General features: G+C 43.1%; 13 protein-coding genes. All 13 read right to left on the bottom strand.

The window, feature by feature from the left end:
• Nucleotides 1–3: 3 nt before the first annotated feature.
• The gene (atpA, locus tag O6P32_RS01785; protein ID WP_178266647.1) at nt 4–1596 is read right to left on the bottom strand and encodes a F0F1 ATP synthase subunit alpha; all 1593 of its coding nucleotides are present in this window, start codon (nt 1594–1596) and stop codon (nt 4–6) included.
• Between the two features lie 24 nt (nt 1597–1620).
• Complete coding sequence (locus tag O6P32_RS01790; RefSeq protein WP_178266648.1) at nt 1621–2175, bottom strand: F0F1 ATP synthase subunit delta; 555 nt, start codon at nt 2173–2175, stop codon at nt 1621–1623.
• Nucleotides 2176–2180: 5 nt separating this feature from the next.
• Complete coding sequence (gene atpF, locus O6P32_RS01795; RefSeq protein WP_178266649.1) at nt 2181–2684, bottom strand: F0F1 ATP synthase subunit B; 504 nt, start codon at nt 2682–2684, stop codon at nt 2181–2183.
• Nucleotides 2685–2759: 75 nt separating this feature from the next.
• Nucleotides 2760–3014, bottom strand: coding sequence for an ATP synthase F0 subunit C (gene atpE / locus O6P32_RS01800; RefSeq protein ID WP_269876464.1), 255 nt, complete (start codon nt 3012–3014; stop codon nt 2760–2762).
• Between the two features lie 45 nt (nt 3015–3059).
• Complete coding sequence (gene atpB, locus O6P32_RS01805; RefSeq protein WP_269876465.1) at nt 3060–4139, bottom strand: F0F1 ATP synthase subunit A; 1080 nt, start codon at nt 4137–4139, stop codon at nt 3060–3062.
• Nucleotides 4093–4545, bottom strand: coding sequence for a hypothetical protein (locus O6P32_RS01810; RefSeq protein WP_269876466.1), 453 nt, complete (start codon nt 4543–4545; stop codon nt 4093–4095). Before O6P32_RS01810 ends, atpB begins: the two co-directional genes overlap by 47 nt.
• A 67-nt stretch (nt 4546–4612) precedes the next feature.
• Complete coding sequence (gene atpC, locus O6P32_RS01815) at nt 4613–4858, bottom strand: ATP synthase F1 subunit epsilon (protein ID WP_269876467.1); 246 nt, start codon at nt 4856–4858, stop codon at nt 4613–4615.
• Between the two features lie 43 nt (nt 4859–4901).
• Nucleotides 4902–6428 (bottom strand): F0F1 ATP synthase subunit beta, encoded by a 1527-nt coding sequence (gene atpD / locus O6P32_RS01820; protein WP_178266654.1) that lies wholly within the window; start codon nt 6426–6428, stop codon nt 4902–4904.
• Between the two features lie 357 nt (nt 6429–6785).
• Nucleotides 6786–7973: an ABC transporter permease gene (locus O6P32_RS01825; RefSeq protein ID WP_269876468.1), complete on the bottom strand. Its 1188-nt coding sequence runs from the start codon at nt 7971–7973 to the stop codon at nt 6786–6788.
• Nucleotides 7974–8023: 50 nt separating this feature from the next.
• A complete protein-coding gene (locus O6P32_RS01830; RefSeq protein ID WP_269876469.1) occupies nt 8024–8668 on the bottom strand; it encodes an ATP-binding cassette domain-containing protein in 645 nt (214 codons plus the stop codon).
• Nucleotides 8669–8678: 10 nt separating this feature from the next.
• The gene (locus tag O6P32_RS01835) at nt 8679–10229 is read right to left on the bottom strand and encodes a DUF4836 family protein (RefSeq protein WP_269876470.1); all 1551 of its coding nucleotides are present in this window, start codon (nt 10227–10229) and stop codon (nt 8679–8681) included.
• 4 nt (nt 10230–10233) lie between these two features.
• The gene (locus O6P32_RS01840; protein WP_269876471.1) at nt 10234–10932 is read right to left on the bottom strand and encodes a 16S rRNA (uracil(1498)-N(3))-methyltransferase; all 699 of its coding nucleotides are present in this window, start codon (nt 10930–10932) and stop codon (nt 10234–10236) included.
• A gap of 228 nt (nt 10933–11160) precedes the next feature.
• Entirely contained in the window at nt 11161–12714 is a 1554-nt protein-coding gene (locus O6P32_RS01845; protein ID WP_269876472.1) for a DUF4836 family protein, read from the bottom strand.
• Nucleotides 12715–12722: the final 8 nt, after the last annotated feature.

A 12722-nucleotide genomic window follows, 5' to 3' on the forward strand; every position in this document is an offset into this window, starting at 1 on the left:
CAATTATCTTTCTTTAAATTGGCCTGCTGTATCAGCTGCCACCTTTTCTATTACTGCAGTAATTTCATCGCTGATCTTTCCGCTGGCCAATACATCCAGTACATCAGCCTGATGGTTTGCACGCATAGTGGTCAGGAAGGCATCCTGGAAAGCACGAACCTTACTGATAGGCACTTCACGCATCAATCCGTGTGTACCGCAATACAAGATTGCAACCTGTTCTCCTACAGGCATCGGTGAATATTGAGGCTGAATCAGCAGCTGGTTATTCTTACGTCCTCTGTCGATAGCCATTGCTGTAACAGGGTCCATATCACTACTGAATTTAGAGAAGGCTTCCAATTCACGATATTGTGCCTGGTCTATCTTCAATGTACCGGCCACTTTCTTCATACTCTTAATCTGTGCACTACCACCTACACGAGATACCGAGATACCTACGTTGATAGCCGGACGGAATCCCTGGTTAAACAAGTCTGTTTCCAGGAAGATCTGACCATCGGTAATAGAAATCACGTTAGTAGGAATATAAGCTGATACGTCTCCAGCCTGTGTTTCGATAATAGGCAAAGCAGTCAACGATCCTCCTGCTTTTACCTTTCCCTTCAGGCTTGGTGGCAAATCGTTCATCTGTTCGGCCACTTCCTGCTGAGAAATAATCTTAGCTGCACGTTCCAGCAAACGTGAATGCAAATAGAAAATATCGCCCGGATATGCTTCACGTCCGGAAGGACGACGAAGAATCAAAGATACTTCACGATATGCAACCGCTTGTTTAGACAAATCATCGTAAACTACCAAAGCATGACGGCCGGTATCGCGGAAGTATTCTCCGATGGCAGCTCCCGCAAACGGAGCAAAATACTGCATGGCTGCAGGGTCTGAAGCTGTTGCAGCTACCACAATGGTATAATCCATTGCTCCCTTTTCACGCAAGGCGTTTACCAAACTAGCCACTGTAGAGCCTTTCTGTCCTACTGCCACATAAATACAGTATACCGGATTCCCAGCCTCATAGTTAGCACGCTGATTAATAATGGTATCAATGGCAATTGCTGTCTTTCCGGTCTGACGGTCACCGATAATCAACTCACGCTGTCCGCGACCGATAGGAATCATGGCATCAATAGCTTTCAATCCTGTCTGCAGAGGCTCAGTTACCGGCTGACGGAAAATAACTCCCGGTGCCTTACGTTCCAAAGGCATTTCGAACAGTTCACCGCCAATCTCGCCACGTCCGTCCAAAGGAACACCCAGTGGGTCGATTACACGTCCCAGCATACCTTCACCTACATTAATAGATGCAATACGCTTTGTACGTTTTACAATCATCCCCTCTTTGATCTGGTCTGTAGGTCCCAACAATACGGCACCCACATTATCCTCTTCCAGATTCATCACAGTACCCATGATACCGTTTTCAAACTGCAGCAATTCGTTGGCTTCGGCATTTCGCAATCCGTAGATACGCGCCACACCATCGCTCACTTGCAATACAGTTCCCACTTCATCGAATTTCAAGGAAGTATCAATTCCCTGCAACTGCTGCAGCAATACTTCCGAAACTTCGCTGGGTTTTATTGTATTTTCTGGCATATTTTATATCTCCAACTTCTAATATTAAACTATTCTTCTATTTCTCGCCATAAACTGACGCTTCACCCTCTTGAGCTGATTGGCCACACTGGCGTCCATACGGAACCCAGCCAGTTCGATAATGTAACCTCCAATGAGAGCAGGATCAACTTTTGCTTCCAGTTCGACGCTTCCCTTTGTCCGTTCACTAGCCAACACCTCCAAATGCTTTACCAACTTAGGTGAAGGAATCGCAGTTGTTAATTTTCCGATGAGGATATGCTTATCTTCCCTGTACAAGTCTATATACGACCAAGTCATGAATTGCAGGAATTTCTCTCTTTTTTCCTCCAGCACCAAATTAAAGAAACGCTTCAGTTCCTCAGAAACAGTCTTACCTCCTGCGGCTTCGCAGAGCAGATTCAGTTTTTGTTCCACATCCAGTACCGGATTCTCTATGGCCCGACGCAATTCCGGCACCTCCGCATAATGTACAGCAAGCGATTTTACTTCTTCGTACACTACATCTTCTTTACCTTGTGCCTTTGCATACGCCAGCAATGCCTTTGCATAACGCATAGAAACAACTCCAGTATTCATAACATTTATTTTTTAGAAGATTCAAGCATTTCATCCAGCATACGGTCAATCAACTCCATCTGCTCTTTTTCATCAGCCAGTTTACTGCGCATGATCTTTTCTGCAATATCTACTGACAAGACTGCTACCTGGCGGCGAATATCACGAATTGCACTTTCTTTTTCAGTTTCAATTTGTTTTTTCATTTCATCCATCAGGCGCTGTCCTTCCAGCATGGCACGCTCCTGTGCATCTTTGATGATACGGTCGCGTGTAGCAGAAGCTTCATTCAGTATCCGTGCCTGTTCTTCACGAGCCTGCGCAAGCACTTTTTCGCCTTCGGCTTTCACATTAGCCAGTTGTTCGTTTGCTTCACGTGCAGCTTTCAGCGAATCGTCAATGTATGCTTTCCGATCCTCAACCATGCCGATGATTACAGGGAAGCCATACTTTGCCAACACAAAGAAAACGACTCCAAACACTATAATCATCCAGAACATCAATCCCGGATCTGGAGTTAATAATCCCATATCTTCTTATTTTAAAATTGAAAGTAGTTAAGGAAAGGAGATACGATGCCCGCATTTCCTTAACTACCTTATAAATTACAAGAACAAAGTCAACAAACAAACTACAATGGCAATCAAAGCCACACCTTCTACCAAAGCAGCTGCAATAATCATATTCATACGCAGATCACCAGATGCTTCCGGCTGACGGGCAATACCCTCCATTGCAGAGCTACCAATACGACCGATACCGATACCAGCACCCAATACAGCAATACCCGCACCAATAGCGGCACCTAATTTACTAATACCTACACCTGCAGCAGCCTGCAATAAAATTGACAATAACATAATCTTACAATTTTTAAATGGTTATACTTTCCTATTTTTTAATCTCTATTTACTTGCTTCGTGTTCCTTTACTCTCGACAAACCGATAAATACGGCCGAAAGCATAGTAAACACATAAGCTTGGATAAATGCTACCAGAACTTCCAGTGCATCCATAAAAATACCGAATATCACTGCTACAGCCGTCATTGAGCCATTTATTACAGGACCCACCTTTACAGTAATAAAGATGATGGCTATCAAACTCAAAATAGCCGCATGTCCTGCCATAATATTGGCAAAAAGACGAATCATCAGCGCAAACGGTTTTGTAAATATACCGAAGAACTCAATCAACGGCATCATAGGTATTGGAACTTTCAGCCACGTAGGCACATCCGGCCAGAATATTTCTTTCCAATATTCCTTCGTAGCATACAGATTCGTAAAGATAAACGTGCATACTGCCAAGACCAAAGTAATGGCAATGTTACCTGTTACGTTAGCTCCTCCGGGGAAAAACGGTATCAGTCCCATCAGATTATTTACCAATACGAAGAAAAATGCAGTCAGCAGATACGGAGCATATCGCTTATAGTCTTCTCCGATGCAACCTTTTATCACATCGTCGTACACCATCAGCACCAATGCCTCAATCATACCTACTCCTCCTTTAGGAGCTCCCTGTTCTACCGGGTGTTTTTTATACCAGCGTACACAACTCATCATAATGACGAGCAACAGCGCACTGTTTATAAACAACCCCAGCACATTCTTCGTAATGGAAATATCAAAAGGACGAACCTCTTCACCGGCATCATTTCGTTCTACTATCTTGCCGTCGTATGCTCCACCTTTGGCGATATACAATCCTTCGTATTCTCCCTCTTCCAGTCGGGAAGAAGAAAATACATGCCATCCGGTGCTGCTTTTCACAATAACCGGCAGTGGAATACAAAGCTCTGTCTCACCCAACGTCACGATATGCCATTCGTATGCATCGCCAATGTGACCGAACACCAGTTCATTCACATCGAGTTCTTCTTCACTTTCCTGTGAAGCCGTTCCCGCAGACTGAGCCCATACCATCCCCGGTATACTAACCAGCAGAAGCAGAATTATTGCTATGTACCGAAGTTTTTTCATTGTTTTTTTTCTCTTGTTTAAGTTTCTCTTCAAACAGAAGGAAGAAGCGTGTCTCAAAAATCAGAAAGGCAAAATAAAAAAAGATAAACGTTCCGATAAAAGCTACAATTTCATGCCGTACAAAAAAGCCATAAGCAATCATAACAAATGCACTCAATATAAACTTTATCGCCTTACATACCATGTAAGTCATGGCTATTTTATCTTGCCCCAGCCGGATACTGAACGTAAACATACCTATATAAAATAAGCCGAAAAGATAGAAGAATATCGGTATGGCAGGAAACCACAGAAAATACCGTTCCGGTATAAACAAATGGTATACTAAGGCCACAATCCCCGTCAGAACAATTCCTGCAAGAGTATGTTCTACTACAAACTTTTTCTTTACGGCTAACATTAACATAGTATTATGTAGTTTTTCAATCGGAAACTACCAAAACGTTTTTAGTTCAGCGTCCACTTCACTTTTCTCAAAGTTCAGCACAGACTGATATCTGATTGTCTCTAACTTCCACAAATCCTTCAGTAATCTGCAAAACTTGTGTTTCTTTTCCGGCAACATATTTCACCTCTCCTTCCACAAGCGACGAAATGAGCGGAGCATGATCGGGCAATACCTGAAACTCTCCGAGTTCTCCCGGCAATGTAACCGACTCTGCCATACCATCGAACACGATTCGTTCGGGTGAAACAATTACCAAATGAAGTTCTTTCATATTATTCTATTTTAATTGACAAGCCTTTCTGTTCCGGTCCGGCTTATCCCTGAGCAGCTTCCAGCAATTTCTTACCTTTTGCTATGGCATCTTCTATCGTACCTACATTCAGGAAAGCCTGTTCCGGCAAATAGTCTACCTCACCATCCAGAATCATCTTGAATCCCTTAATTGTATCTTCAATAGATACCATCACTCCGGGAACTCCAGTAAACTGTTCGGCTACAGCAAATGGCTGCGACAAAAAACGCTGTACTCTACGTGCACGGTTCACAGTCAGACGATCTTCATCCGAAAGTTCATCCATACCCAAAATAGAGATAATATCTTGCAATTCCTTATTACGTTGCAGAATTTGTTTTACGCGCTGAGCAGTTTCATAATGTTCTTTGCCAACAATCAGCGGATCAAGAATACGAGAAGTTGATTCCAACGGATCCACAGCCGGATAAATACCCAACTCGGTAATCTTACGGCTCAATACCGTAGTCGCATCCAAGTGTGTAAAGGTAGTAGCCGGAGCAGGGTCTGTCAAGTCGTCTGCCGGCACATATACCGCCTGTACAGAAGTAATAGATCCGTTTTTGGTAGAAGTGATTCGTTCCTGCATCTGTCCCATTTCTGTAGCCAAAGTAGGCTGATATCCTACTGCAGAAGGCATACGTCCCAACAAGGCAGATACCTCAGAACCGGCCTGAGTAAAACGGAAGATATTATCGATAAAGAACAAGATATCACGCGGTCCATTTTCTCCGGTTTGTCTGTCTCTGAAAGATTCTGCCAAGGTCAAACCGGAAAGAGCTACAGACTGACGTGCACCAGGAGGTTCGTTCATCTGGCCGAAAACCATTGCTACCTGCGATTTTTCCACTTCATTATAATCTACTTTGGAAAGATCCCAATTTCCTTCCTCCATACTCTTCAGGAATTCATCGCCATAACGGATTACCCCTGATTCAATCATTTCACGCAGCAGGTCATTACCCTCACGAGTACGTTCTCCTACTCCCGCAAACACAGAGAAACCGTTGTGTTTCTTCGCAATGTTGTTAATCAACTCTTTGATAAGCACTGTTTTACCAACACCAGCACCACCAAACAATCCAATTTTACCTCCTTTTAGATAAGGTTCCAAAAGGTCAATTACCTTAATACCTGTAAAAAGGACTTCCTGAGTCGTAGCCAGATCTTCAAATTTAGGCGGCTCACGATGAATAGGGAAACCGTCCGTTTTGTCCAGTTCCTTCATGCCGTCAATAGTTTCACCGACAACGTTCATTACTCGTCCTTTAATCTGAGTACCGACCGGCATTGTAATTGCCTGACCGGTTGGCACGACTTCCATTCCGCGCTGCAATCCATCCGTGCTGTCCATTGCCACGGTACGAACAGTATCTTCACCAATGTGCTGCTGCACTTCCACCACCAATGTGCGGCCATCGTGTCTTACGATAGTCATCGCATCGTGGATCTTCGGCAAAGCATGTTCCGCATCCTTGCCTTCAAGTTTGAAGTGTACATCGACTACCGGACCGATTACCTGCGAAATGTGTCCAACGATTTTTGACATAAGCTATACTTTTAAATTTTAAAAGTCTCCCTTCACAAAAGTTCCAATAAAGTTGGTCATTCAATTGTTAAAAGTTTGACTATTTGTGTTACGCAAATTTATAGAATAATCTTGCATGGGTGTAACTCCATATAACATTTTTTAGCCTTAAAACTATGTTATAAGACACAAATCAACTAATATTGAACATTCCATTTTACAATAGAGAACACGAATAAACATTTATTCACATATATACGATTTCATTCCCCTTCATAGCCTTAAAAAAATAACGCTACCCTCCATACAAAGTACTCCTCTGTACAGAAAGTAGCGTATTTTTCAACTTTCAATGAGAAAACTCTTTTTAAGATTTACTCATTTTCTCATCCATATCTCATTAATTTTCCGGCGTACAATAATGGCATTCAGTATCGTAACAACCACAAACAATATTCCTCCTACCAGACAAGATGGAAGAAGCCCACCAGGGTTCAAATCCGGGAATAATCCATTCACTACATCCAGATACTCTCCCCGTATAAGGCATACCACAACAAGACTCAATATAAGTACCAGTAAATTGACCACGGCAGACAACACCTGATAAGGTCGTGCCACACGTGCAGGACTATATCCTATCAACAACAGATTTTCCAGCTTTTTGGTATTCTTTTGCAATAAAAGATAAATACTGAGAATCAGAATATAAAATGAAAGTATACTGATAATCAACCCTACAGACATCACTATACCCACAATCAGTTTCAAGAACCAGGCAGTTTTTCCAGCATCGGCCTTGTCACCTTCGGTTTCATACCCTTTTTCTTTCAGGAAACGTGCAATTCTCTCATCTGCCGGATTGTGTACCTCTACAATCAGTCTCGACGGTTCAGTCTGCTGTCCAGTCCCATACACTTTATTTGCCCAATCCACAAAAGTCTCCGGCACCAGAATTGTATTCAATCTGTCAGAAAATCCTACAATATTCCCTTTCATCATTTTCACCTGCCCGTTACCCATCAATCGGATATCCAAATTAACCATACCCACAAGTCCCTCCGATATCTTAGGCAAGTTTCTGCTTTGCGCAAACCCGAAGTTATACAGATTCAGATAATTACGTGGTACGATGATAGGAATCACCTCTTGCGAAGCATCAAATTTCCAGCGATCCAGTTTTGCATCTACAAAGCGGTCGGGCACCGATTCAAAAAACATATCGGTAGACATCTGCATCCCCTGTACTCCCATTCCTGCCGATACACGAAACTGAGTCGGCTTAAAAGCTCCGACCTCTGCCGTAAAAGGCTGTTTCTTAATTTCATCCACATCACCAGCCGAAAACGTATTACTTTTTCCCACCAGCGACCCCAATGTGCTTACCTTTTTACTCAGAATCAAATAATCCTTCTTCATAAAGCTATCCCCCTGCGTAAACACAGGCAAGACATCCTTATAAAACTGTACACTCAGCAGCACAATCACCATTCCACACAAATTAGCCAGAAAGAATCCAGCCAATTGCGCCACGCTAATATGCTGTTTCAATAATTTCCAAAGCATGATTTGTTTAATTTTTTATTTTGAATTTTTAGTTTCAAAGTCATCTTCTTCTACAGTTTCAATACCCTGTCATAATTCATCTCCGGATGCTTTCCTATAGAAGTCAGAATTGCACCGGCTCCACGTTTGTCTACTTCTTCCTTCAGAATATCAGCCATTATCCGGGCATTTCCATCGTCCAGATGACTGATAGGCTCATCCAGAAAAATAAAATCGAAAGGTTGGCACAAAGCTCTTACAAAAGCCACTCTCTGTTGCTGACCGTACGACATTTGTCCGATTTTCTGATTCCATTTGTCCGCAATTCCAAGCCGGTCAAACCACTCCTCCATCTGCTTTCGGCTGGCATACTTTGTCAATCCGTTTTTCAAGATTATATTTTCTCCTGCTGTCAACTCCGGAAACAAACGTAACTCCTGAAAAAGCATACTCAATTCTTTTTTTCTGATGTTTACCCACCGGCTGACCGTAAACTTTCTGACATTTTCTCCATCAAAAGAAATAATTCCCTGATAGTCTTTTCTGTATCCATACACAAAGCTGCAGAGCGAAGATTTCCCCGTTCCCGAAGCAGCTTCCACCAAACAAATCTGTCCTTTCTGAAACGCAATCTGTTTATGCCATACATCCGACACGACACAATCCCTGTCTGCAAAAACCGCAGGCAAAGTCTGTTGCAATTCTATTGTATTCATTTTTCCAATTTTATTTTCCGGTTGTCAGATTTACCAATGCCGTCATCTGCTCCAGCACGTTTCTATTCCGATCTTTAAAGAGCAGTTCCATATGCACCATTTTATCCTCTTCTCTCATTTCCACTGTCATCCTGTCCAGTCTGTCCAAGCCTATAAACACGGGGGGCATCTGCTGCTTGCGAAGTGTAGACGATACGGTCTGCATCAAAGAAATGAAGTTCACTACAGAGAACACTCTCTTTCCTTCTACTTCTTTTCCCCATTCCGTATTCTTCATCGACAACCCCAGCACTTTTCTCTCCACCAGATTCTCCCTATTGGTAAAATACATTTTACCATCCTTTACTCCAAACCACACATGAACCGGACCCGGACGCATATTCAATACACTACCATCCATCATATAAAATTCATACGCATGCTCTCCACGATTCATCAAGCGCATTTGCCCTCCAGTCATGGCAATCATCGGTTTCAGATCCTCAACAGTCTGCAGAAAATCCGTACTCACCACATCCGCCAATAAAATATAATCTCCATACAGCGGATTAGTCACAGTAAACGACACGTCACCTTTTACAGCAGAGAAAATGGCATGAAAATCAAGCGGAATCATCGAATGCTCAAACATACGCTTCACAGCAGGATTGCTATTCAACCATTTATATAACTTTGCTCCGTCTACGGACAATGTACTCCAACCGAACGTATTGGCAGGAAAATCATCCAAATGGTCTCCTTTTACCGGTGATGTAGCATTAAAATATTCTTCCGCCACCTTCATCATCACCTTATCGGTGGTAAGCGAACGTACATCACACACCAGCTTACCTGTCTCAAAATTCATTGTAGCCAAGGCCTTCACGTCCTCCCCTTTCAGTTCAGCCGACCCTCCCATTGTCAATGGATAAATCGCACGTTCCGGCAGCAAAGCCATTGAAGCCCAAACAGAAATATCTCCTTTTGCATCCTGAATACTTTGATAATCTTCAGTTTCAGCAAAGCTATCCTCCCGTTTCTGTCTCAACCATTTTGCAGCCGAATGTTGCATATCACCGGCATTTCTTCCAGACGGGTCCATCACCAACAGAAAAGCATCTTCATTATAAGCGATCAGCATCTTTCCCATTACCGTCCAAGTACATCCGTCACTTTCACGTAACGCCTCACACACACCCTGTTCTTTCAGCATCTCCAGCAAATCTGTCAGTTTGTCCTCATCAGTTACCCGCATCAGCACACCAGCAGACACCGAGCGTTTTTCTACAAACAAGTACAGCCTGTCTTTCAAAGACAATCCGCTCTCATCGGGATTCGCCACAATTCTGTCAATCAGATTCTCCGAATCAGTCAGTCCACTTTTCAACAAGTTAGCCAGCCGGTTCATCGCCACCTGTCCTTCACTATTCTGTAAGCCAGCTTTAGCAGCCATCGCTTTCAGGTCGACAGTCGCTACCGCAGCAGCATCCTTCGGCAACACACGTTCATAGTCTGCACCTCCCGAACAAGCCGTCAGTACCCATACAGCAGCTGCCCCGACCCAATATTTCAGTGTTTTCATTACTTTAAGAATTAAATAAATTCATCATATGCACAGCAACCAGCGCAGCCGTTTCTGTCCGCAGTCTCGATTTACCCAGACTGATTGGCTGAAAGCCCAGTGCTTCAGCTTTCTGAACCTCCTCCGGACTAAAATCACCTTCCGGTCCAATCAAAACCAGTGCATCTTCCTCAGGTTTCAAAACCTCTTTCAGCAACGGTTTCTCTCCCTCGTAACAGTGAGCGATAAATTTCTGTCCCTGAAAATCCCGTTGCATAAATTTAGCAAAGTCCGTCATTTCATTCACAATCGGCTTACATGCCTTCAACGACTGCTTCATGGCCGACACCACAATCTTCTCAATACGTTCCGTCTTGATAACCTTCCGTTCAGAAAAACGGCAATTCAAAAAGCTCAATTCATCAAAGCCTATTTCCGTTGCTTTTTCGGCAAACCACTCTATACGGTCCATATTCTTGGTCGGTGCCATAGCCAGATGCAAATGTCCTTTCCAGAACTTCTCCTGCTCTATTTTCTCCACCACCTTCACCTGACACCTTTTTCCCGTAGCCGCACTGATGACTGCCTTATAAAAAAATCCTTTTCCGTCTGTCAGCATCACTTCGTCGCCTACACCCAAGCGTAATACTCTCAAACAGTGTCCGGCTTCCTCTTCCGGAAGTTCCGGACAAGTATCAATATCCGGTGTATAAAATACATGCATATCTTTTTCTTTTTTAAAATTTTACTCGTGCAAAGATAATGAAAGGCGAGAGCAGAGGCAAACGAAAACATAGTTTTCAAGTTTGAACTATGCCGAGCCGCATCCTATCTTCTAGAAAGATAGCGAAAAGCAAACGCAGAAACAAACGAAAATAAAAAAATTATGTCCGAACAGCAGCACCATTCCATGCAACCATTCGGACATAACTACAAGATATCAAGACCTCAATTAGCGGACAGCAAGCTCCTTACCCAACGCAATCCACTGCTTCAAGACATTTGTTTCCTTATCCTTCATACCCAGTTCCATACGTCCGTGAGTATCATCCTTTGCCTCTACTGTCATGTAATCCATAACACTCAGCATCCGCTGTGTCAACTGATCTTTCGAACTATAAACCTGATGATTAGCATTCATTATCTCATTCAGTGAATAACAATTCATCACAAAGAAGCACCGTTTACCCGGCACATTACCAGCCCACGATTCATTCTTCATTGAGTTATCGACCTCTTTCTGTTCGGCACACATCTTATCATTAGTCAGATAAAATACTCCATCTTTTACACCTATATATATAGACACGTTGCCTTGCACACCCATCATACGTCCGTCTGCCATCTGCAACTCATACGCATTCTTTCCGGTTTCCACCAGCTTCATTTGTCCTCTGGTCATGTCCAACATCGGCTTCAAACTTTCAAAACTCTGCATAAAATCCGAGTTCTCCACCTCAGCCATCAATGCAAACGACAAAGGTTCCAGATTAGAAATACAGATTACTGTTTCTCCATCAATCGCGCTCAATGCCGACTTCAAGTCAAACATGGTCTGTACACCACCCAGCTGTGCTGCCATAGCAGGTTCCTTCATCAATGTTTCATACAATTTATCTCCTTTCAAGCCCATATCTACCCACATGAACGAACCTTTCGGGAACATCTTCAAGAACTTATCAGTAGTTTCTTTCGAATAAATAGGACGAATCTTTTCGTATTCCTTTTTCAAGGCATCATTGATAAGGGTTTCAATGTCAAGAACCATACGTCCCTTTTCAAAATGTACTCCTGCCACAATGTTCAGATCCTTCCAATCAACAGTTGCGGGCATAGACATTTTAGCCATCATCTTATATTCTTCAGGCAGCATCACCATCGACATAAAGACAGAGATATCTCCCTTTATCTTTTCCATACTTTCGAAGCCCTTGCTATCACAGAAAGAATTTTTATTCTCTCCTCCCATTAGTTCAGAAGCCCAGGTCTGCAAATCAGCATCCTTTCCTTTGTCCGAGAACAAAAGCAAGCAAGAGCAATCGCTATATGCCAACACCCCTTGCTCTTGTACAACCTGACTATACGCTCCCTTATCTTCTATAGCTGCCGATGACTGCTGTTTTCCCAGCAAACCAACCAACTCATTCAGTTTTCCTTTATCCTGCACACATGCCAGCAAGCCCCCTTTTTCTCCTTTGTCATCCACAAACAGATACACTTTTTGCTTCAAATCCAGTCCACTTTCCGAAGGATCCGCCAACACTTTATCTATCAGTTCCGTACCCTGCGCATCCAATCCGTTACCCAAGGTATTCTTAATCTCAGTCACAACAGCCTTAGTATCTTCTGCAGACAAATCACTTTTCTGCACCAGTTGCTTCAAATCTACAGATACCACTGCCCCCGGATTCTCCGGCAACACGTTCACATACTTTTTTTCACTTGAGCACGATGCCAGCCATATCATGGCCAAACACATCAGGCATACATACACACTCTTTTTCATAGCTTTTA

The sequence above is a fragment of the Phocaeicola acetigenes genome (genome assembly GCF_027529745.1).
Taxonomy (GTDB): Bacteria; Bacteroidota; Bacteroidia; order Bacteroidales; family Bacteroidaceae; genus Phocaeicola; species Phocaeicola acetigenes.